Source organism: Streptomyces globisporus C-1027 (assembly GCF_000261345.2).
In the GTDB taxonomy this organism is placed as follows: domain Bacteria; phylum Actinomycetota; class Actinomycetes; order Streptomycetales; family Streptomycetaceae; genus Streptomyces; species Streptomyces pakalii.
The window spans coordinates 2547436-2568790 of record NZ_CP013738.1; the positions used below are offsets into that span (position 1 = coordinate 2547436).

General features: G+C 72.5%; 16 protein-coding genes. 7 read left to right on the forward strand and 9 right to left on the reverse strand.

Going from position 1 to position 21355, the window contains the following annotated elements; all coding sequences use genetic code 11:
• The first annotated feature begins 38 nt into the window (after window positions 1–38).
• Both WQO_RS11010 and WQO_RS11015 read left to right on the forward strand, forming a co-directional pair.
• On the forward strand, window positions 39–3347 hold the full coding sequence (locus tag WQO_RS11010) for a S8 family serine peptidase (RefSeq protein WP_193407179.1): 3309 nt from the start codon (window positions 39–41) through the stop codon (window positions 3345–3347).
• A 255-nt stretch (window positions 3348–3602) separates the two neighbouring features.
• Window positions 3603–4631, forward strand: a complete 1029-nt coding sequence (locus WQO_RS11015; RefSeq protein ID WP_010063002.1) for an aspartate-semialdehyde dehydrogenase — start codon at window positions 3603–3605, stop codon at window positions 4629–4631.
• A 74-nt stretch (window positions 4632–4705) separates the two neighbouring features.
• On the opposite strand, the gene WQO_RS11020 is transcribed toward WQO_RS11015, so the two are convergent.
• From WQO_RS11020 to WQO_RS11030, 3 genes are read right to left on the reverse strand one after another with little or no spacing between them, the layout of a single operon-like run.
• On the reverse strand, window positions 4706–5053 hold the full coding sequence (locus WQO_RS11020; protein WP_029182541.1) for a type II toxin-antitoxin system PemK/MazF family toxin: 348 nt from the start codon (window positions 5051–5053) through the stop codon (window positions 4706–4708).
• Window positions 5046–5270, reverse strand: coding sequence for a ribbon-helix-helix domain-containing protein (locus WQO_RS11025; protein WP_029182542.1), 225 nt, complete (start codon window positions 5268–5270; stop codon window positions 5046–5048). The genes WQO_RS11020 and WQO_RS11025 overlap by 8 nt, the downstream gene beginning before the upstream one ends.
• A 54-nt stretch (window positions 5271–5324) precedes the next feature.
• Window positions 5325–5825 carry a DUF1203 domain-containing protein gene (locus WQO_RS11030; protein ID WP_010063005.1) on the reverse strand — a complete coding sequence of 167 codons (501 nt, stop codon included), beginning with the start codon at window positions 5823–5825 and terminating at the stop codon, window positions 5325–5327.
• A 125-nt stretch (window positions 5826–5950) separates the two neighbouring features.
• Here WQO_RS11030 and pepN point away from each other — a divergent pair, with 125 nt between their 5' ends.
• Both pepN and WQO_RS11040 read left to right on the forward strand, forming a co-directional pair.
• Entirely contained in the window at window positions 5951–8527 is a 2577-nt protein-coding gene (pepN, locus tag WQO_RS11035) for an aminopeptidase N (RefSeq protein WP_010063006.1), read from the forward strand.
• 204 nt (window positions 8528–8731) lie between these two features.
• The gene (locus WQO_RS11040) at window positions 8732–9280 is read left to right on the forward strand and encodes a hypothetical protein (RefSeq protein ID WP_010063007.1); all 549 of its coding nucleotides are present in this window, start codon (window positions 8732–8734) and stop codon (window positions 9278–9280) included.
• A gap of 92 nt (window positions 9281–9372) precedes the next feature.
• Here WQO_RS11040 and alc read toward each other — a convergent pair whose 3' ends face one another.
• From alc to WQO_RS11065, 5 genes are all read right to left on the reverse strand, one after another.
• Window positions 9373–10527 (reverse strand): allantoicase, encoded by a 1155-nt coding sequence (gene alc / locus WQO_RS11045; RefSeq protein WP_010063009.1) that lies wholly within the window; start codon window positions 10525–10527, stop codon window positions 9373–9375.
• Window positions 10528–10592: 65 nt separating this feature from the next.
• Window positions 10593–11504 (reverse strand): LysR family transcriptional regulator, encoded by a 912-nt coding sequence (locus WQO_RS11050; RefSeq protein WP_010063011.1) that lies wholly within the window; start codon window positions 11502–11504, stop codon window positions 10593–10595.
• Between the two features lie 118 nt (window positions 11505–11622).
• Window positions 11623–11853: a hypothetical protein gene (locus tag WQO_RS11055; protein WP_029182543.1), complete on the reverse strand. Its 231-nt coding sequence runs from the start codon at window positions 11851–11853 to the stop codon at window positions 11623–11625.
• A gap of 20 nt (window positions 11854–11873) precedes the next feature.
• The gene (gene malQ, locus WQO_RS11060) at window positions 11874–14204 is read right to left on the reverse strand and encodes a 4-alpha-glucanotransferase (protein ID WP_010063013.1); all 2331 of its coding nucleotides are present in this window, start codon (window positions 14202–14204) and stop codon (window positions 11874–11876) included.
• Window positions 14205–14516, reverse strand: a complete 312-nt coding sequence (locus tag WQO_RS11065) for a hypothetical protein (RefSeq protein ID WP_010063014.1) — start codon at window positions 14514–14516, stop codon at window positions 14205–14207. It lies immediately after the preceding gene.
• 307 nt (window positions 14517–14823) lie between these two features.
• Between WQO_RS11065 and WQO_RS11070 the strand changes: the two genes are divergently transcribed.
• Window positions 14824–17823, forward strand: coding sequence for a beta-N-acetylglucosaminidase domain-containing protein (locus tag WQO_RS11070; protein WP_058953948.1), 3000 nt, complete (start codon window positions 14824–14826; stop codon window positions 17821–17823).
• 74 nt (window positions 17824–17897) lie between these two features.
• Here the strand turns inward: WQO_RS11070 and WQO_RS11075 are convergent, their stop codons facing one another.
• A complete protein-coding gene (locus WQO_RS11075) occupies window positions 17898–18434 on the reverse strand; it encodes an HNH endonuclease (protein ID WP_010063017.1) in 537 nt (178 codons plus the stop codon).
• 315 nt (window positions 18435–18749) lie between these two features.
• Here WQO_RS11075 and WQO_RS11080 point away from each other — a divergent pair, with 315 nt between their 5' ends.
• Both WQO_RS11080 and WQO_RS11085 read left to right on the forward strand, forming a co-directional pair.
• On the forward strand, window positions 18750–19820 hold the full coding sequence (locus tag WQO_RS11080) for a mechanosensitive ion channel family protein (RefSeq protein ID WP_010063018.1): 1071 nt from the start codon (window positions 18750–18752) through the stop codon (window positions 19818–19820).
• Window positions 19821–20067: 247 nt separating this feature from the next.
• The gene (locus WQO_RS11085; protein WP_029182544.1) at window positions 20068–21300 is read left to right on the forward strand and encodes an ROK family transcriptional regulator; all 1233 of its coding nucleotides are present in this window, start codon (window positions 20068–20070) and stop codon (window positions 21298–21300) included.
• Window positions 21301–21355 lie beyond the last annotated feature (55 nt).

The window sequence follows — 21355 nt, forward strand, 5'->3', positions numbered from 1 at the left end:
CGGTACCGAATTCCGGACTCTCTCTTTCAATTACAGGGATGCTGATGACCAAGGAATCCCCCAGCTCCATACCCGGGGCGAGACGCGCGGCTCGTATCGCGGCCGCTGCCGGTCTGGCGGCCGCACTGGCCGCCTCCGGCGCCGCACCGGCCCTCGCCGTCGACGACCCGGCACCGGCACCCGTCAAACCGGCCGCCACCAGCGACCGGGGCGACAAGCTCGGCAAGGCCGACGCCGATGTTCTGGCGAAGGCCGAGGCCAAGGGCGAGAAGAACATCACCATGATGGTCGCCACCACCCCCGGGGCGACCGAGCAGGTCAGCAAGCAGCTCGACGCCGTCGACGGCTCGGTGCTCGGCCAGACCTACGACAAGCTCGGCTACGTCCGGGCGACGGTCCCGACGAAGAGCGCCGAGTCCACCATCAAGGCGGCCTCCAAGCTCTCCTCCGTCCTCGGCATCGATCTCAAGCAGGAGATCAAGCTGGACGACCCGACGCCCAAGGGCGACCGGGCCGCCGGCGCCAAGCAGACCAAGGCCACCGGAAGTTACGCGGCGCCGAACAAGAAGACCCCGGCGAAGAACCCGTACAACCCGTCGTTCGAGACGGGCGCGGTCGACTTCGTCGCGAAGAACCCGAAGGCCGACGGCCGCGGGATCACCATCGGCGTCCTGGACTCCGGCGTCGACCTCGGTCACCCGGCGCTCAAGAAGACCACCACCGGCGAGCGCAAGATCGTCGACTGGGTGACCGCCACCGACCCGGTGAGCGACGGCGACGGCACCTGGCTGCGGATGACCGAGTCCGTCAGCGGCCCGACGTTCACGTCCGGCGGCAAGACGTACGCGGCCCCCGCGGGCAGCTACAAGTTCGCCACCTTCGCCGAGTCCGCCACCACCGGCGGCGACATGGCGGGCGACCTCAACCGCGACGGTGACACCACCGACGTCTGGGGCGTGCTGTACGACCCGGTCACCGGCACCACGCGGGTCGACCTGAACAGCAACGCGGACTTCTCCGACGACACGGTCCTCAAGCCGTACAAGGAGAAGTTCCAGGTCTCCTACTTCGGTGAGGACGACCCGCGGACCCCCGTCGTCGAGCGCATCCCGTTCGTCGTCGAGACCCGCAAGGGCGTCACCTACAACGCGGCCGGCGCCAAGGCCGACTTCGTCAACATCGGTGTCATCGAGGGCTCGCACGGCACGCACGTCGCGGGTATCACCGCGGCCAACGGGCTGTTCGGCGGCGAGATGAACGGTGCCGCTCCCGGCGCCAAGATCGTCTCCTCGCGCGCCTGCACCTGGTCGGGCGGCTGCACCAACATCGCGCTGACCGAGGGCATGATCGACCTCGTCGTCAACCGCGGTGTCGACATCGTCAACATGTCGATCGGCGGCCTGCCGCCGCTGAACGACGGCAACAACGCGCGCGCCGAGCTGTACAAGCGGCTCGTCGACATCTACGGCGTGCAGCTGGTGATCTCGGCCGGCAACAGCGGCCCGGGTCTCAACACGATCGGCGACCCGTCGCTCGCCGACCACGTGATCTCGGTCGGTGCGTCGATCTCCAAGGAGACGTGGGCGGCCAACTACGGCTCCAACGTCACCAAGAAGTACGACATGCTGCCCTTCTCCTCGCGCGGTCCGCGAGAGGACGGCGGCTTCACGCCGATCATCTCGGCGCCGGGTGCGTCCATCAACACCACCCAGACCTGGGCGCCGGGCGGTCCGGTCAAGGAGGCGGGTTACGACCTGCCGGCCGGCTACTCCATGCTCCAGGGCACCTCGATGGCCTCCCCGCAGGCCGCGGGCGCTGCCGCGCTGCTGCTGTCGAAGGCCAAGCAGACCGGCATCGAGCTTCCCCCGGCCGACCTGCGTGTGGCGCTGACCAGCACCGCGGGTCACATCGCGGACGTGCCCGCGCACGTCCAGGGCTCCGGTCTGATCGACATCGTCAAGGCCTGGAAGCAGATCTCCAAGCAGGGCAAGCCCGCGCACGAGTTCTCGGTGAAGGCCCCGGTCGACACCGCGATCGACTTCGCGCTCAAGGACCCGGGCTTCGGCACCGGCCTCTACGACCGCGAGGGCGGTCTGAAGGTCGGCGAGTCCAAGGTCTACGACGTGGTCGTCACCCGCACCACGGGCCCGGACCGCGACGTCCAGCACAGGCTGACGTGGAAGAACAACGACGGCACCTTCGAGCTCAGCAGCCCCGAGTACGTCTCGCTGCCGCTCGACACGCCGGTCAAGCTGAAGGTCAGGGCCAAGGCCAAGACCGCCGGGGTGCACAGCGCCATCCTCCAGGTCGACGACAAGAAGACCTCCGGCGTCGACCACCAGATCATGACCACGGTCGTCATCGCCCACGAGCTGCAGCAGCCCGGCTACGCCTACAAGGCGTCCGGCTCGGTGCAGCGCAACGGCACGACGTCGTACTTCGTCAACGTGCCGGAGGGCGCGAAGACCCTTGAGGTCGCCCTCAGCGCGCTGCGCTCGGGCAGCCAGACCCGGTTCATCGCCCTGCACCCGTACGGGACGCCGGTCGACCCGACCTCCACGGTCAACTGCTACCCGAACTACGAGAACCCGGCCAACACCTGCCGCCCGGACGCGCGCTCCTACAAGGACCCGCAGCCCGGCGTGTGGGAGATCGAGGTCGAGTCGCGCCGTACGTCGCCGCTGCTGGACAACCCGTACAAGCTGGATGTCTCGCTGCTCGGCGTGACCTTCGACCCGGCGGTGCGCACCATCGCCGAGGCGAAGATCGGTGCTCCGGCCGCGGTGGACTGGAAGGTCACCAACACCGCCGCCGCGCTCCAGGGCAAGCTCCAGGGCGGTTCGCTGGGCTCGGCCAAGGTGGACAAGCCGTCGATCTCCACGGGTCAGACCCGTGAGACCACGGTGACCATCGGTGCGGGTGTCGAGAAGCTCGACTTCGCCATCGGCGGTACGTCGGACGCCAACGCCGACCTCGACCTGTACGTCTTCCGGGGCGCCACGCAGGTCGGCAGCGGCACCACCGCCGGTTCCGAGGAGGCGGTCAGCCTGCTGAAGCCCGCCGCCGGCACGTACACGGTCGTCGTCGACGGTTACTCGGTCCCGACCGGGTCGACCACGTACGACTACCGCGACGTGTACTACGCGGCGTCGCTCGGCACGATCAAGGTCGACTCCGCCAAGGCGGTGAACCTGGCCAACGGCGCGTCCGCCCAGGTCGGCGCCGAGGTCGTGGTCGCCGGGGCGGCTCCCGAGGGCCGTCAGTTCTTCGGTGAGGTCCAGCTGGTCAACGCGCGCGGCACCGCCGCGGGCACCGGCAGCGTCGTGATCGAGAAGGTCACGCCGTAACGGATTCCTGCGATACGGCAGCGGGGCGGGCGCTCTCACGAGCACCCGCCCCGCTGTGCGTGTTCCTCGTCACAGGCCGCGTACGGCGCCGCAGATGTTTCCCCACGCGGGCACGGACGTTGCAGATTCTGCGGCCCTCGCGGGAAGAGTCCGCAGGTCGGACAATGGATTGGACAACCCGGGCCCGGACATACGCATCATGGTGCGGCATACGGACCGCACAGACGCACAGGTGTACAGAACAGAGGAGTCCTCGTGAAGGTCGGAATCGTCGGCGCCACCGGTCAGGTCGGCACAGTCATGCTCAGGATCCTGGCCGAGCGCTCCTTCCCGGTCGACGAGCTGCGGCTGTTCGCCTCCGCCCGGTCCGCGGGCTCCACGATCGACTTCCAGGGCTCCGCCGTCACCGTCGAGGACGCCTCCACGGCCGACTACACGGGCCTGGACATCGTGCTGTTCTCCGCCGGCGGCGCGACCTCCAAGGCGCTGGCCGAGAAGGTCGCCGCCCAGGGCGCCGTGGTGATCGACAACTCCTCCGCCTGGCGCAAGGACCCCGAGGTCCCCCTCGTCGTCTCCGAGGTCAACCCGCACGCGGCGAAGGTCCGCCCCAAGGGGATCATCGCCAACCCGAACTGCACCACGATGGCCGCGATGCCGGTGCTGCGCCCGCTGCACGACGAGGCCGGTCTCGAAGCGCTGACCGTCGCCACCTACCAGGCCGTCTCCGGCTCCGGTCTCGCCGGGGTCTCCGAGCTGCACGGCCAGGCGTCCAAGGTCGTCGCCGACGCCGAGAAGCTGGTCCACGACGGCGAGGCCGTGGACTTCCCCGAGCCCGGCGTCTACAAGCGTCCGATCGCCTTCAACGTGCTGCCGCTGGCGGGCTCGATCGTGGACGACGGATCGTTCGAGACGGACGAGGAGCAGAAGCTCCGCAACGAGTCCCGCAAGATCCTGGAGATCCCGGAGCTGAAGGTCTCCGGCACCTGCGTCCGGGTCCCGGTCTTCTCCGGCCACTCGCTCCAGATCAACGCCCGCTTCGCCCGCCCGATCGGCGTCGAGCGCGCTTACGACCTGCTCAAGGACGCCGAGGGCGTCGAGCTGTCCGAGATCCCGACCCCGCTCCAGGCGGCGGGCAAGGACGCGAGTTACGTCGGCCGCATCCGGGTCGACGAGACGGTGGACAACGGCCTCGCGCTGTTCGTCTCCAACGACAACCTCCGCAAGGGCGCGGCGCTGAACGCCGTGCAGATCGCGGAGCTGGTGGCGGCCGAGCTGAAGGGCTGACGCGCGGCGTCACGCGTACCGCCGAAGGGGCGGCCACCGGAGTGCTCCGGTGGCCGCCCCTTCGCGTGCGCGGGTCAGAGGGCGAGGTGGCGGCGCAGAGCCTTGTCGATCTCCGCCATGCGCTGACGGGGCACCTCACCGAGGCGCTTCAGAATTCGGTCGGGGGAGACCGCCCGGATCTGCTCGCACTGGGCCTTGGAGTTCTGCGGGAGGCGGCTCTCCTCCGCGGTGAGAAGCACCTGGAAGCTGAGGATCCGCGAGGTGTTCGAGGTCAGGGGCACCACAGCGACGACGCCCCTGCCGGACACCTCGGCCGACCGGTTGGCGGCGTTGTTGGAGACGATCACCGCCGGTCGCACCTTGTTGGCTTCGCTCCCCCGCGCGGGCTCCAGGTCCACGAGATGGATGTCGCCCCTACGCATCCGTGAGCCCGTCGGCCACCGTGCGGTCCCACAGAGCGGCGTCCTCACTCGCGTCCCACTCCTGGAACGCCTCGGTGTACTCCGCCTCCAGTCCCGCGGTGCGCAGCAAGTCGATGGCGGCGTGTATGACGGCGGACCGGGAATCGGCGTCGGTCTTCGCCGCGTACTCGTCGACGAAGGCGACATCCTCCTGGGGCAGACTCACACTAATCTTCATACCGTCGATGCTACCAAGGGTGGCACCGCGCTGCTACCCGGGAAGCGGGGGCCTTCAAGGCCGCCGCACCTCGAAGTGGAAGCACCCGTACTCCACGGCCCGCACCTGCGCCAGCGCCACCTCCGGGTCGGCGAACGCCTCGTCCAGGGCCGCGTCGAACCCCTTCGCCTCCCCGGCCGGGATCTCCAGCAGCCGGCCGCCGGCGATACGGCCGTGCGCGTCGTAGCGGCGGACCGTACGCAGGGCGCCGGGGCGCGAGAACGGGTAGCCCGCGCGCTCCGGGTCCGGGCCTGCGCACGCCTCGGCATGGATGAAGACCGGGCCCTGCTCGTCGTACGCCCCCGGGCTCGCCCCGGTCGCGGCGGCCCAGCGGCGCAGCGGGGCGTAGGAGACGAGGGCGATGCGCTCACCCGGCGCGCTGCCGCGCAGGCAGCAGCGCAGGGGGTGGCCGCCCTCGTCGGCGGTGAACGGCCGGCAGGGGCGGCCCGCGTCGTCGGTGGCGCGGAGGTCGCCGAGGGCGGCGGGATCGATGGGGCGGGGCTCGTATCCGGTCATGGTTCGAGCCTGTCCCCCGGAGCCGTCCGCGTCCGGCGGAAAACGGACATCGCGCTGGGAGCACGGTACGTGGAAGGATGGCCGGAAACGCCGCATATCAAGTCGCACACCTAGGAGATGACCGCGTGCCTGGCACGAATCTGACCCGCGAAGAGGCACAGGAGCGGGCGCGCCTGCTGACCGTGGACGCGTACGAGATCGATCTCGACCTCTCCGGAGCGCAGGAGGGCGGCACCTACCGGTCCGTGACCACCGTGCGCTTCGACTCCGCGGAGGCCGGTGCGGAGACCTTCATCGACCTGGTCGCCCCGGCCGTCCACGACGTGGTGCTGAACGGCAAGGACCTGGACGTGGCAACCGTGTTCCGTGACTCACGGATCGCGCTGCCGGAGCTGCGCGAGGGCGCCAACGAGCTGAAGGTCGTCGCCGACTGCTCGTACACCAACACCGGTGAGGGCCTGCACCGGTTCGTCGACCCGGTCGACGAGCAGGCCTATCTGTACACGCAGTTCGAGGTCCCGGACGCCCGCCGCGTCTTCGCCTCGTTCGAGCAGCCGGACCTGAAGGCGACCTTCCGGTTCACCGTGAAGGCCCCCTCCGGCTGGACGGTCATCTCGAACTCGCCGACGCCGGAGCCCAAGGACGACGTCTGGTCGTTCGAGCCGACGCCGCGTATCTCCACGTACATCACGGCCCTCATCGTCGGCCCGTACCACGCGGTGCACAGCACGTACGAGAAGGACGGCCAGACCGTCCCGCTCGGCATCTACTGCCGCCCCTCGCTGGCGGAGTACCTGGACGCGGACGACATCTTCGCCGTGACCCGGCAGGGCTTCGAGTGGTTCCAGGAGAAGTTCGACTACGCGTACCCGTTCGCCAAGTACGACCAGCTCTTCGTCCCGGAGTTCAACGCGGGCGCGATGGAGAACGCGGGCGCCGTCACCATCCGCGACCAGTACGTCTTCCGCTCCAAGGTGACGGACGCGGCGTACGAGGTGCGGGCCGAGACCATCCTGCACGAGCTGGCCCACATGTGGTTCGGCGACCTCGTGACGATGGAGTGGTGGAACGACCTCTGGCTGAACGAGTCGTTCGCCACCTACACCTCGATCGCCTGCCAGGCGGACGCGGCGGGCTCGAAGTGGCCGCACTCCTGGACCACGTTCGCCAACTCCATGAAGACCTGGGCGTACCGGCAGGACCAGCTGCCCTCCACGCACCCGATCATGGCGGACATCAGCGACCTGGACGACGTCCTCGTCAACTTCGACGGGATCACGTACGCCAAGGGCGCGTCCGTCCTGAAGCAGCTCGTGGCGTACGTCGGCAAGGACGCGTTCTTCCAGGGCGTGCAGGCGTACTTCAAGGCGCACGCCTTCGGCAACACCCGCCTCTCCGACCTGCTGGGCGCGCTGGAGAAGACCTCCGGACGCGACCTGAAGACCTGGTCGAAGGCGTGGCTGGAGACGGCCGGCATCAACATCCTGCGCCCGGAGATCGAGACCGACGCCGACGGCCGCGTCACCTCCTTCACCGTGCTCCAGGAGGCCCCGGCCCTGCCCGCCGGCGCCAAGGGCGAGCCGACGCTGCGCCCGCACCGGATCGCCATCGGCGCGTACGACCTCGACGCGGACGGCAAGCTCGTGCGCACCGACCGGATCGAGCTGGACGTCGACGGCGAGCGCACCGACGTGCCCGCTCTGGTGGGCAAGGCCCGTCCGGCGGTCGTCCTGCTCAACGACGACGACCTGTCGTACGCGAAGGTCCGCCTGGACGCCGAGTCGCTGCGGGTCGTCACCGAGCACCTGGGCGACTTCGCCGAGTCGCTGCCGCGCGCCCTGAGCTGGGCCTCGGCGTGGGACATGACGCGTGACGGCGAGCTGGCGACCCGCGACTACCTCTCGCTGGTGCTCTCGGGCATCGGCAAGGAGTCGGACATCGGCGTCGTCCAGTCGCTGCACCGCCAGGTGAAGCTGGCGCTCGACCTGTACGCGGCCCCGGAGACCCGTCAGGCCGCGCTCAACCAGTGGACGGAAGCGACGCTGGCGCACCTGCAGACGGCGGAGCCGGGCAGCGACCACCAGCTGGCCTGGGCCCGCGCCTTCGCGGCCACGGCCCGCAACCCGCAGCAGCTGGACCTGCTCCAGTCGCTGCTGGACGGCACCGAGTCGATCGAGGGCCTGGCCGTCGACACCGAGCTGCGGTGGGCGTTCGTGCAGCGGCTGGCGGCGGCTGGGCTGCTGGACGAGGAGGAGATCGCCGCCGAGTACGAGCGGGACAAGACCGCCGCGGGCGAGCGCCACGCGGCCTCCGCGCGGGCGGCCCAGCCGTCCGAGGAGGCCAAGGCCCGGGCGTGGGCCGAGGTCGTCGACTCCGGCGAGCTGCCCAACTCGCTCCAGGAAGCGGTCATCAGCGGCTTCGTCCAGCCGGACCAGCGTGAGCTGCTGGCCCCGTACACGGAGAAGTACTTCGCCTCGGTGAAGGGCGTCTCGGACTCCCGCAGCCACGAGATGGCCCAGCAGATCATCGTGGGCCTCTACCCGGCCCTCCAGGTCTCGCAGGAGACGCTGGACGCCACCGACGCCTGGCTGGCCTCGGCCGAGCCGAGCGCGGCCCTGCGCCGGCTGATGTCGGAGTCGCGGTCCGGTGTGGAGCGCGCCCTGAAGGCCCAGGCGGCGGACGCCGCGGCGGCCACGGCCTGACCCGCACAACCCGAGGGGGCGTCCTCTCCGCCGCGGCGGAGAGGACGCCCCCTCGGCGTGCGTCCGCGTGGGTGCGCCGTGCGCTCGCGCTTTTGCCGTACGCCGAAACGCTTTTGCCGTACGTCCGCGCGCGGGTGGGTCTCCCGTGGCCTACGGTCCGAAGGGTCGTCGCAAGCTTCGGCCGCAGGCCACGGGAGGGTCCGGATGCCCGGCTTCGCCGCCGTGCCGGTCGCGCTGGCCCTGTGCGCGGGGCTGATGACGGGCAGCCCCTCCCCCGCGCCCGCCGCCGTCACGTCTCCCGCCGCCGACTGCCGGGCCGGTCCGGCGGGCTGCTACGACCTCTACACATACGGCTACACCCTGGGGCTGCACCCGTTCACCGAGCCGGACGCCGTACGGCGGCAGCTGACCGACCACTTCTGGCTCTTCCCGGTCAGCGGTGGCTGTGCGGGGCGGATCCGGGCCGGGGCACGCTGCGAGCTGCTGGGCGGCAACCCGGTCGAGGTCGAGTACATCGGGGACGACTTCTTCCAGATCAACACGCTGCCGGGGCACCAGCTGGGCCGGGGCATGCACATCCGCTTCGCGTTCTCGCGGACCCTCGGCTTCCACACGATGACGGTCCGGGCCTGGCAGGACCGGCCCACCGAGTGCACGGGCGAGGTCTTCTGCAACGGGGTGAACCGTGGGTTCGCCTGGGTGACCTGGCGGGTGCTGGCCAAGACGCTGTACGTCACGGCGTACGCGGCCTGAGCCGCCGGGCCGCCGGGTCCGTTGGAAACCGCCCGGCGGGCGGGCGCTGATGCGCAACCGTCCGCCGGGCGGAGACTGGGGTGCTTTGCGGGTTACGCGCCCGACTCCTCGTAGCGGCGGGTCAGCTCGGCCGCGCCGGACTCCGTGAGGCTGCCGTGCAGCCGCATCCGGGCCACCCCGCCGTCGGGGAAGGCGTCGAGGCGGACGTGGGTGACGACGGCCTGGGCGCGCAGCACGAAGCGGTGCAGGGTGTCGGGCTGGAGGCGGGTGCGCGGGAGGATCTCGAACCACTCGCCGGTGTCGCCGTTGCGGCCCTGGAGGGCGATCCAGCCGGCGGAGTTGCCCTTGAGGTAGGCGGTGTCGATCTCGATCGCGCGGACGGCGCCCTGGGCGGGGAGGCGGAAGCGCACCCAGTCGTTGGTGTCGCGGACCCGGCGGCGGCGGTTCTCCCAGCCGTCGTCCATCTTGCGGGAGGTGCCCGGCAGGATGATCTGGGTGGGCGAGGAGTAGAAGCGGTCGGAGGCGTCCTCGTACGTACCGCCGTTGAGGACCGAGATCAGGTCGACGGTGCCGAGCGCGGCGAGCCAGGCCGGGTCCGGGACGACCTCGCCGTGCACGCGGAGGCGGGCGATGCCGCCGTCAGGGTGCTGGCAGAGGCGGATGTGGGTGTAGCGGCGGCCGCTCGTGATCTCGAAGGCGTTGGCCGCGTGGCCGCGGACGGGGGTGGGCGGGAGGATCTCCTCCCACTTCACGTCGTCGGCGAGCAGCTGCTCGGGGCCCGGGGCGCCCTCGACGGAGGTGGCCTGCACGGATACGCGCTGCGGGTAGTTGCCGCGGAAGTGGGCGGTGTCCACGACCAGGCCGCGGATGATGCCGGGCGCGCCGAGGCGGACGATCGCCCAGTCGTGGTCCTCGGGGGCCGGGAAGGGGGTCCCGGCGTCGGCTCCGCGGCGGCGGCGGGTCTCCCAGCCGTCCATGATCTTGCCCTTGTGCCCGAAGTGCTCGGGGTCGAAGACGGCGCGCTCGCGGATCAGGAGGTTCTCGCGCTCGGCGAAGAACTCGTCGTTGGCGGCGATCACGCCCGCGCCGAGGCGGCGGTCGGCGAGGTCGACCAGCTCGGTGAAGGGGAGGTCGCCGGCCTCGCGGTAGTCGGCGTACGGGTCGCCGCCGCCGTAGGGCGCGGCGTCATTGGCGTGGGGGTCGGTGTCGGAGTTCTGGAATGTGGTCTCGCTCGCGTCGAAGGTCATGTCTCTTACCTTGACGCCACCGAACCCATCAGGTCCATCGAAAGTTTTCGCAGATATCGTTCAGTTCAGCCGAAAGATCGGGCGGTCTCGGTGAGCGCCGCGAGCACCCGCGCCACCGCCGGTCCGCTCTCCGCCCCGTGGCGGACCGCCGCCACCACATGGCGGCGCGGCCGGTCCGCCTCCAGCACCCGCATCACCACGCCCTCGCGGCGCTGTTCCCGGGAGGCCATCCGGGGCACCAGCGCGACGCCCATGCCCGCCTCGACCAGGGCGAGGATCGCGGTCCAGCCGGCGGCGCTGTGGGCCTGCTCGGGGACGAAGCCCGCCGCCTCGCAGGCGGCGGTGGTGATCTCGGACCAGGGCCCGGAGCCGCCGAAGATCCAGCGGTCGGCGGCCAGGTCCGCGAGGCGCAGTCCGGGCGCGTCGGCCAGCGGGTGGCCGACGGGGAGCGCCACGTCGAGCGGGTCGGCGAGCAGCGGGAAGAGGCGGAAGCGGGGGTCGCGGGCGGTGGGCGCGTGGGCGGCCAGCGAGAGGGCCAGGTCCACCTCGCCCGCGGTGAGCAGCTCGTACGCCTGGGCGGCCTCGGCCTCCCGGACGCGTACGTCGGGTCCCGGGCGGTCCTCGGCGCGCAGCAGCCGGACGGCGGGGACGACGAGGGCGGGCACGGCGGTGGAGAACGCGGCGACCCTGACCTCTCCGGCCTCGCCGCGCAGATAGCCGGTCAGTTCGGCCTCGGCCCGCTCCAGCTGGGCGAAGACGGCCTCGGCGTGGCGCAGGACGAGATGGGCGGCGTCGGTGAGGCGGACCCGGCGGCCCTGGGCCTCCAGGAGGTCCACGCCGAGCTGCTTCGCCAGATTGGTGAGCTGCTGGGAGACCGCGGAGGGGGTCATCAGGAGCGCCTCGGCGGTCGCCGTGACCGTGCCCCGGTCGCGCAGGGTGCGCAGGATGCGGAGCTTCTTGACGTCCCACTCGGTCATGGGCGCAACCTACCGGGCGGGCGCGCTCCCCGGCGGGCCCGTCCGGGGCCGGACGCACGGATGCGCCGCGCGGTAGCTCCTACCGGCGGCGCACCCTTCACGCGTGTACGCGTGCGGGTCAGACCTGCTTCCTGGACTTGTCCAGGACCATCACCAGGGCCGTGATCACCACGAACAGGGCGATGGGCGCGACCACGTAGAGACCGATGGTCTCGATCGCGCTCAGGCGCGGAGCCGGGTCGTCACCGTCGTCGGGCGTGAGCGCGAGCGCCGGGGCCGACATGAGCAGCATCATCAGCGTCGTCCCGGCCGCAACGACGCCGGCGCGCATAGCGTTCTTCTTGTCCACGGTGCAAACGTAGCGAACGCCTAAGGACGGCGCTCGCCCGGGGGTGCCGTACGAGGCTTTCGGGGCCTGAGGACCTCCATCAGCGCGTGCAGCCGGGGCGAGGCGGTGATCTCCTCCAGGGTGACCGGATGGCCCTCGGGGTCGGCGATCGGGAGCCGCCAGTTGGGGTACTGGTCCCAGGTGCCCGGAAGGTTCTGCGGGCGGCGGTCGCCCACGGTGTCGGGGAGCCAGACGCCGGTCATCCGGGCGGGGGTGCGCAGCAGGAAGCGGTGGACGGCCCGGACGGCGGCCTCCTCGTCGCCGTCGCCCTCGGGGAGCATCCGCAGCCGGGCCAGGAGGGCCTGCCACTCGGCGGTGTCGGTGAGGTCGGCGGTCAGCTCCTCCTCCAGGGAGCGGGTGAGCAGGCCGAGGCGGTGGCGCAGCGTCACATGATCGCCGGTCAGCCGGGCGGCGGTGGAGGGCAGATCGTGGGTGGTGGCGGTGGCCAGGCAGTCCCGGCGCCACTTCTCCGGGGCGAGCGGCCGTCCGTCGCCCTCCCAGTCGCGCTCGAACCAGAGCACCGAGGTGCCGAGCACCCCGCGCCGGGCGAGCGCCTCGCGGACCCCGGGGGCGACGGTGCCGAGGTCCTCGCCGACGACGGCGGTCCCGGCCCGGTGGGCCTCCAGGACGAGGACGGCGAGCATCGCCTCGGCGTCGTAGGCGACGTAGGTACCGTCGGTGGGCGGGCGGCCCTCGGGGACCCACCAGAGCCGGAAGAGGCCCATGACGTGGTCGATCCGCAGGGCCCCGGCGTGGGCCAGCAGGCCGCGCAGCAGGCCCCGGTAGGCGGCGTAACCGGTGGCGGCGAGGACGTCGGGGCGCCAGGGCGGCAGGCCCCAGTCCTGGCCGCGCGCGTTGAACGCGTCGGGCGGCGCGCCGACGGACATGCCGTGGGCGAAGGCCTGCTGCTGGGACCAGGTGTCGGCGCCGGCCGGATGCACGCCGACGGCGAGGTCGTGGACGATGCCGACGCCCATCCCGGCGTCCTCGGCGGCCCGCTGGGCGGCGGCGAGCTGCGTGGCGGTCAGCCAGGCGAGGCGGCAGTGGAAGTCGACCCGGTCGAGCAGTTCGGAGCGGGCGCGGGCGGTCCCCGGCGAGCGGGGGTCGCGCAGGGCCTCGGGCCAGGTGTGCCAGTCGGGGCCGTGCACCTCGGCGAGCGCGCACCACAGGGCGTGGTTCTCCAGCGCCTGCCCCTGCTCGGCCAGGAAGTCGCAGTAGTCGGCGCGGCGGCCGGGGGTGAGGGGCACCTGGGCGACCAGCTCCAGGGCCTGGCGTTTCAGCTCCCAGACGGCGTCCCGGTCGATCAGGGCGCCCTTGTTCAGCACGGCCTCGCTGAGGGCGGCGGCGTCCTGCCGGAGGTCGTCCAGGGTGGCCCGGTCGCGGACGTGCCCGTATTCGGGGATCGACTCGACGTGCAGGTGGACCGGGTCGGGGAAGCGGCGCGAGGAGGGGCGGTACGGGGAGGGGTCGGTGGGCTTCCCGGGAACAGCCGCGTGCAACGGGTTGACCTGCACGAACCCGGAACCGACGCTGCGCCCGGCCCAGACGGCGAGGTCGGCCAGGTCGCCGAGGTCGCCCATGCCCCAGGAGCGGGCGGAGAGCAGGGAGTAGAGCTGCACCAGGAAGCCGTGGGTGCCCTCGGGCGGCTGCGGCACGCGGGGCGGGGCGGCGACGAGGGTGGCGGTGGCCCGGCGGTTGTCCGGCGTACGGACGTGGATGCGGTGGACGCCGTGGGGCGGCGGGATCCACCAGGCAGGGAGGGCGTCCGGCTCCGGGCCCCGGGGCTGCGCGTGCGGCACGGAAGCGGTGGCACGGCCGTCCGGCGCCGGGGCCGGCCCCATGGCGGCGTCGGCAGGAGCCGGGGCGGGGGCGGCGTTACCCGGAAGCGGAGCCGGAGGGGCGCTTCCCGAGACCGGCACGGAAGCCGCCTCGCCGTCTCCCGGGAGCCGCACGGCACCGGCCGGGGCGGCCGCCCTGGAGCGCATGCTCAGCGGGGCGGGCGGGCGGGCGGCGGGGTGTCCCGGGGACTCGCCCGGCTCCGGCTCGACCGTGACGGTCGAGCCGGGGGGCAGGCCGGCCAGAGCGGGCGGCAGGGGCTCGCCGGCCCAGACCACCACGGTCGGCGGCAGCAGGCGCGAGCGGGACTCCGCGGCGGCGAGGCACTTCCGTACGTCCGCCGGAGTGCCGGCGTCGACGCCCAGCGCGGCGAGCACGGCGATGACCGTGTCGTCGGGGACGGACACCGTGACATCCGGCGACGGGGAGTAGGAGGTGGCGACACCGTGCAGTGCGGCGAGCCGGGACAAGCCCATTCAGACTCCTGGGAACTCCATGCCCCCCGCGGTGCCGGGTGCGGTCGGCTCGCTGGTCAGTGGGGCGACGGCGGCGAGCGGCGGCTCGCTCGTGAGAGGGGTGGCATCGGCGAGCGGCGGCTCGCTGGTCAGCGGCGCGGAATCGGCGAAGGAGGATTCACCGAGCAGCAGGGAGACATCGGCGAGCGGCGGCCCGCTGATCAGGTGGGCGACATCGGGAAGGGGAAGTTCGCTGGTCAGCGGCGCGGACTCGGACTGGGTGGGTACCTGTTTGGAGAGGGCGGAGAGCAGAAGCTGCGCGGCAGCGGGCATGGTGGCCTCCTGGCCGTGGAGAACAGGACACAGCAGACCTACCCAGGCCTCGCTCCGGCAGACGTGGATGTGATGCGGGCGTTATGACAACGACCCCAACGTGCCCTGGGTCACATTCCGTTCCCCCGTACGGCAGGTATGGACCGTTTTCAGCCACTCCCATCCGCCGCACCGGCCGCACGGGGCCCGAGGTGTCGCGATTTCCGGCAATTCCGGCAGAACGGCCAAGCGCATTGACACCCTTGCGCCCGGGTGGTGGGCTCGGAGCCCGCCAGGGGCAGTGGGGACGTACGGAAGGGGACGCGACGTGCGGATCGGGCGCAGAAGGCAGGCGACGGCCGTGGCCGCCGCCGTGATCGGCGGACTCCTCGGATCCGTCTCCGTCGCTCCCTCGGCGGTGGCCGCCCCCGCCGCTCCCCGTGATCCCGGCGGGCCCGTCGCCGACACCGCCGACCGCGCCGACGCCACCCGGACGCCGTCCGTGTGGCCCCGCCCGCAGAGCATGAGGACCACCGGGCCCGCCGTGCCGCTCGGCTCGGAGGCCACGCTCGTCGCCGCGCCGGAGGCCGACCCGTACGCCGTCGAGCAGGCGCGCGACCTGCTGCGCTCGGCGGGCGTCCGGACCCTGCACGAGAGCCTGCCGGGCCGCGGCCCCGTGATCCGGCTCGGCGGCACGGGCGCCGGCGAGGCCCTGCGAGCGCTGCGCGCCCCCCACCGGGCCGATCTGCCGTCGGGCGGCTACCGGCTCGCGGTCGGCGAGGCCGCCGGACGGCCCACCGTCGCGCTGGAAGGGCTCGGCGGGGACGGCCTGTTCCACGCCGTCCAGACCCTGCGCCAACTGGTCGCCGGCGGATCGGTGGCCGGGGTGACCGTCCGGGACTGGCCGGGAACCGCCGTACGCGGCATGGCCGAGGGGTTCTACGGACAGCCGTGGACCCGCGAGGAGCGGCTCGCCCAGATCTCCTTCATGGGCCGCACGAAGCAGAACCGCTATCTCTACGCGGCGGGCGACGACCCCTACCGGCTGGCGCGCTGGAGCGAGCCCTACCCCGCGGACAAGCGGGCCGACTTCCGGGCGCTGGCCGAGCGCGCGCGGGCCGAGCACGTCACGCTCGGCTGGGCCGTGTCCCCCGGTCAGGCCATGTGCATGGCATCGGACCAGGACGTCAGGGCGCTGACCAAGAAGGTCGACGCGATGTGGGCGCTGGGCGTCCGGGTCTTCCAGCTCCAGTTCCAGGACGTCAGCTACAGCGAGTGGCACTGCGATCTGGACGCCGAGACCTTCGGCAACGGTCCGAAGGCGGCGGCCCGTGCCCAGGCCCGGGTGGCGGGCGCCCTCGCCCGGCATCTGGCGGAACGGCACCCGGACGCGGCCCCGCTGTCCGTCCTGCCGACGGAGTTCTACCAGGACGGGGCCACCGACTACCGCACCGCGCTGGCGGCCGAGCTGGACGACCGGGTGCAGGTGGCCTGGACGGGGGTCGGGGTGGTCCCGAAGAAGATCACCGGCGGGGAACTGGCCGGGGCCCGCGCCGCGTTCCGCCACCCGCTGGTGACGATGGACAACTACCCGGTCAACGACTACGCCCAGGACCGCGTCTTCCTCGGCCCGTACACCGGCCGGGACCCGGCGGTGGCGAGCGGTTCGGCGGCGCTGCTGGCCAACGCCATGGAGCAGCCGTCCGCCTCCCGGATCCCGCTGTTCACCGCCGCCGACTTCGCCTGGAACCCGAAGGGGTACGACCCCGCCGCGTCCTGGCGGGCGGCGATCGACGATCTGGCGGGCGGGGACGCGGCCGCCCGGGACGCGCTGCTGGCCCTGGCGGGGAACAGCGCGGGCTCGGTGCTCGGCGCAAAGGAGTCCGCCTACCTCCAGCCCCTGTTCGACGCCTTCTGGAGCACCCGCGCCGACGCCTCCCGCCGCGACCGGGCGGCGGACGGGCTGCGGGCGGCGTTCTCCGTGATGCGGCAGGCCCCCGAGCGGCTGAAGACCCCCGCGGAGGGCCGGCTGACCGACGAGGTGCGCCCCTGGACCGAGCAGCTGGCCCGCTACGGCCGGGCCGGTGAGCTGGCGGTGGACCTGCTCCAGGCCCAGGCCGCCGGGGACGGTGCCGCCGCCTGGCGCATCCAACTGGCCCTGGAGCCGCTGCGCGAGGAGATCAGGGCGAGCCGGGCCACGGTGGGCAAGGGGGTGCTGGACCCGTTCCTGGACCGGGCGGCGAAGGTGGCCGCCGGGTGGAACGGCACCGATCGCGCCTCGGGCCGGGTCACCAAGGACGCCCGCAGCTATACGGTCCGGCTGGACACGCCCCGCCCGGTGGAGGCCGTCACGGCGCTCGCCGAGCCCGGGCACGCCCTCGCCGACGCGGTCGTGGAGGCCCATGTGCCCGGCGAGGGGTGGCGGTCCCTCGGGCGGCTGTCGCCGAGCGGCTTCACCCAGACCGCCGCGAAGGGGCTGCGCGCCGACGCCGTACGGGTCACCGTGCCGGAGGCCGCCCGGACCGCCCGGCCGCCCTACCTGAGCCCGACCCTGCCCGCCGCGCCCGCCGTCGTGGCGGGGGCCCCGCAGGTGCGGGCCCTGGTGCCGTGGTTCGGCGACGAGCCAGCGGCCACGCTCGACCTGAAGGACGGCGAGACCGAAGCGGAGATCGGCGGCGAACCCCAGCGGGTCGCGGCGCGGCTGGCGGGCCGGCGTCCGGTCGAGGTGAAGGGCAAGCTCACCGCGAAGGCCCCGAAGGGCATCGAGGTGCGGGTCCCGAAGCAGACGACCGTGCCGCGCGGATCGCGTACGGAGGTGCCCGTGGACATCACCGTCCCGAAGGACACCCCGGCGGGCGAGTACGAGGTGCCGCTGACCTTCGGCGGCCAGGAGTCGACGCTGACCGTGCGGGCCTTCCCGCGTACGGGCGGCCCGGATCTGGCGCGTACGGCGAAGGCCTCCTCGTCCGGCGACGAGACCCCGGACTTCCCCGCGTCGGCGGCCACGGACGGCGATCCGGAGACCCGGTGGTCCTCACCGGTGGAGGACGGCGCCTGGTGGCAGACCGAGCTGGCGAAGCCGGTGCGGCTGGGCCAGGTGGTGCTGAGCTGGCAGGACGCGTACGCCTCCCGCTACCGCGTCCAGGTCTCCGCCGACGGCCGCGTCTGGCGCACCGCCGCGACCGTGGCGGAGGGCCGGGGCGGGCGCGAGTCGGTCCGGATGGACGCGAAGGACACCCGGTTCATCCGGGTGCAGGGCGAGGGCCGGGCCACGCAGTACGGCTACTCGCTCTGGTCGGTGGAGGCGTACGCGGTCGCGGACGACTGAGCCGTACGGCAGAGACGGACGACTGAGCCGTACGAGGGAGCCGGAGGACAGCCGAGGACGACGAAGGCCCGGACTCAGGCGGACACGCCGTCGATGCGGGCCATCACGTCGTCCGCGCCGAACGGTTGCAGATACGGCAGCCAGCGCGGGTCGCGGTGACCGGTCCCGATGATCCGCCAGGCCAGGCCGGTCGGCGGGGCGGGCTGGTGGCGCAGCCGCCAGCCCAGCTCGGGGAGGTGGCGGTCGGCCTTGACGTGGTTGCAGCGGCGGCAGGCCGCCACCACGTTGTCCCAGGCGTGCCGGCCGCCGCGGCTGCGCGGGATGACGTGGTCGACGCTGGTCGCGGCGGCCCCGCAGTACATGCAGCGCCCGCCGTCCCGGGCGAACAGCGCCCGCCTCGTCAGGGGAACGGGCCCGCGGTAGGGGACCCGGACGAAGCGCTTGAGCCGGACCACGCTGGGAGCGGGCACGGCACGGGTGGCACTGTGCAGGAAGGAGCCGGACTCCTCCAGGCAGATGGCCTTGTTTTCCAGGACGAGGACGAGCGCGCGGCGGAGCGGTACGACGCCGAGCGGCTCGTACGACGCGTTGAGAACCAGGACGTGCGGCACGGTGGATGCCTCCTTGTACGCCGGCGGCGCGTGGCTCGCGCCGGGACGATCCGATCTCAGTCTCTCCTCATGCCTGGTCAAAGCGCCACCACGTACGGGTAACGGGCCGGGAGGATTTTTCTCACCCCGGGCCCCGCGCACCGTTCCGCGGGGGTCGGACAAGTGCCTCACCAGGGCGGCCGTCCGCGCTGTGCGATCGGCCACAGCGCAGGTGTTCCCGGTGAGACCTGTCTCTCCTCCCACAACGGCAACGATCCACTCCCCCGGCTTCGTTAGTGTTGTTGACCAGCCGTCGTGCCCCTGGAGGTCTCTGCCGTGTCCCTGTCCGTCCTCTTGGCCGCAGCCCCGTCTCCCGGGCCGGGTGGCTCGCTGGACGAAGCCGCCGAACAGGCCGGGAACGCCGCGGGCTGGGTCGAGGAGAACTGGTCCACCTGGCTGAGCACCGGGTTGCGCATCCTGCTGATCGTCGCCGTGGCGATCACGCTGCGTTATCTGATCCGGCGCGCTCTGACCAACCTGATCGACCGGATGAACCGCAGCGCCCAGGCGGTGCAGGGCACCGCGCTGGGCGGGCTGCTGGTGAACGCGGAGCGCCGACGCCAGCGCTCGGAGGCGATCGGCTCGGTACTGCGCTCGGTGGCCTCGTTCCTGATCATGGGCACGGCCGCCCTGATGATCCTGGGCGCCTTCAAGATCAACCTGGCGCCACTCCTCGCCTCCGCCGGGGTCGCGGGTGTGGCGCTCGGCTTCGGCGCCCGCAACCTGGTCACGGACTTCCTCTCCGGCGTCTTCATGATCCTGGAGGACCAGTACGGGGTCGGCGACACGATCGACGCGGGCGTCGCCTCCGGTGAGGTCATCGAGGTGGGGCTGCGCGTCACCAAGCTGCGCGGCGACAACGGCGAGATCTGGTACGTCCGCAACGGCGAGGTGAAGCGGATCGGCAACCTCAGCCAGGGCTGGTCCACGGCCGGGGTCGATGTCACGGTGCGCCCGACCGAGGACCTGGAGCAGGTCCGTAAGGCGATCACCGTCGCGGCCGAGACGATGACCAAGGAAGAGCCCTGGGCGGAGCGGCTGTGGGGCCCGGTCGAGGTGCTCGGCCTGGACGCGGTGCTGCTGGACTCGATGACGGTCCGGGTGACCGCGAAGACGATGCCGGGCAAGTCGCTCGGGGTGGAGCGCGAGCTGCGCTGGCGCATCAAGCAGGCACTGGAGGACGCGGGCATCCGCATGATCGGCGTACTGCCGCTCCAGGCCGACGGCGAGTCCCCGGCGGACCCGACGGCGGCGATGGCGGCCCCCTCCGCGTACGCGTCGGCAACCTCCCCGCAGTCGATGGCGACCACCCCGATACCGCCGCCGACCAACCTCAACAAGCAGTAGGCAGCCCCTTCCGCCGACGCCCCCGGCCGCGCCTGGATCCCAGGACAGCGGCCGGGGGCGTCCGCGTCGCAGGTAACACTTTGACTGCCGGACAGGTGGCACCCATTGACGCCCCGGTGACCTGCGCCCTACCGTCCTCTCAACCGAATAGGAAACTTTCCTAACAGAGTCACGGCGGACGTCACGGGCGAACGTCGCGTGCGGACGTCACGGACGTGAGTTCCTGACAGAGGGCGGTGCATCCACGATGGCGGGAACCACTCCGGGCTCACCCGGCGCATCCGGCACTCCGGGCACCCCGCGTGTGCTGCGGGCCATGAACGACCGGGCCGCCCTCGATCTGCTGCTGGAGCACGGGCCGCTCTCCCGGACGCGGGTCGGCAAGCTGACCGGGCTCTCCAAGCCCACCGCCTCCCAGCTGCTGGCCCGCCTGGAGGCGGCCGGGCTCGTCGTCGCCACCGGGACCAGCGAGGGGCGCCCGGGACCCAACGCGCAGCTCTACACGGTGAACCCGCGCGCCGCCCATGTCGCCGGTCTGGACGTGAACGGGCAGCGCATCGTCGCCGCCGTCGCGGACGTGACCGGGGCGACCGTCGGGCAGTTCGAGCTGGCCACCCCGGGGCGGCGCGCCGACAGCGTGGTGCGGCAGGTCGCCGACGCGCTGGACGGGGCGGTCAAGGACGCGGGGCTGACCCGCGCGGACGTGCACCGGATCGTCATCGGCACCCCGGGCGCGTTCGACCCGGGCACCGGGCGGCTGCGGTACGCCTCGCACCTGCCCGGCTGGCACTCCCCCACCCTGCTGGACGAGCTGGCCGCGTTCCTGCCGATGCCGGTGGAGTACGAGAACGACGTCAACCTCGTCGCCGTCGCCGAGCAGCGCCTCGGTGCGGCCCGCGGCCACGAGGACTTCGTGCTGCTCTGGAACGAGGAGGGCCTCGGCGCCGCCCTCGTCATCAACGGCCGGCTGCACCGCGGCTTCACCGGCGGCGCGGGCGAGGTCGGCTTCCTGCCGGTGCCGGGCACCCCGCTGGTCCGCCAGGTCGTCAAGGCCAACAGCGGCGGCTTCCAGGAGCTGGCGGGCGCCCAGGCGGTGCCCCGGCTCGCGAAGGCGCTGGGCATCGACACCCCGCAGCAGCCGTACGCGAAGGTCGCCGCCGGACTGCTGACGCGGGCGGCCGCCGCGTACGAGGAGGACGAGGCGTTCACCGAGCTGCTGCGCCAGTACGCCCAGCGGCTCGCCACCGGCCTCGCCTCCGTCACCGCCGTCCTGGACCCCGGGCTGATCGTGCTCTCCGGCGGGGCGGTCGCGGCGGGCGGGGAGATCCTGCGCTCCCTGATCCAGTCCGAGCTGGCCGAGCTGGCCGCCTCCCGGCCGCGCCTGGTCGTCGGCGAGATCGACCGCACCCCCGTCCTGCGCGGCGCCCTGGAACGGGCGCTCGCCGACACCCGCGACGAAGTGTTCGACACCTCGCGCTGAGCCACAACCCGTTCCCCATCCCCCGTCGTCTGCCCTTCTTCCCCGCCCCCGGTCC

Coding starts and splice junctions, on each gene's coding strand:
- WQO_RS11010 (WP_193407179.1), top strand. CDS start 39: ATGCTGATGACCAAGGAATCCCCCAGCTCCATACCCGGGGCGAGACGC.
- WQO_RS11020 (WP_029182541.1), bottom strand. CDS start 5,053: ATGCGTAGGGGCGACATCCATCTCGTGGACCTGGAGCCCGCGCGGGGG.
- WQO_RS11025 (WP_029182542.1), bottom strand. CDS start 5,270: ATGAAGATTAGTGTGAGTCTGCCCCAGGAGGATGTCGCCTTCGTCGAC.
- WQO_RS11030 (WP_010063005.1), bottom strand. CDS start 5,825: ATGACCGGATACGAGCCCCGCCCCATCGATCCCGCCGCCCTCGGCGAC.
- WQO_RS11040 (WP_010063007.1), top strand. CDS start 8,732: ATGCCCGGCTTCGCCGCCGTGCCGGTCGCGCTGGCCCTGTGCGCGGGG.
- alc (WP_010063009.1), bottom strand. CDS start 10,527: ATGACCTTCGACGCGAGCGAGACCACATTCCAGAACTCCGACACCGAC.
- WQO_RS11050 (WP_010063011.1), bottom strand. CDS start 11,504: ATGACCGAGTGGGACGTCAAGAAGCTCCGCATCCTGCGCACCCTGCGC.
- malQ (WP_010063013.1), bottom strand. CDS start 14,204: ATGGGCTTGTCCCGGCTCGCCGCACTGCACGGTGTCGCCACCTCCTAC.
- WQO_RS11065 (WP_010063014.1), bottom strand. CDS start 14,516: ATGCCCGCTGCCGCGCAGCTTCTGCTCTCCGCCCTCTCCAAACAGGTA.
- WQO_RS11085 (WP_029182544.1), top strand. CDS start 20,068: ATGGCGGGAACCACTCCGGGCTCACCCGGCGCATCCGGCACTCCGGGC.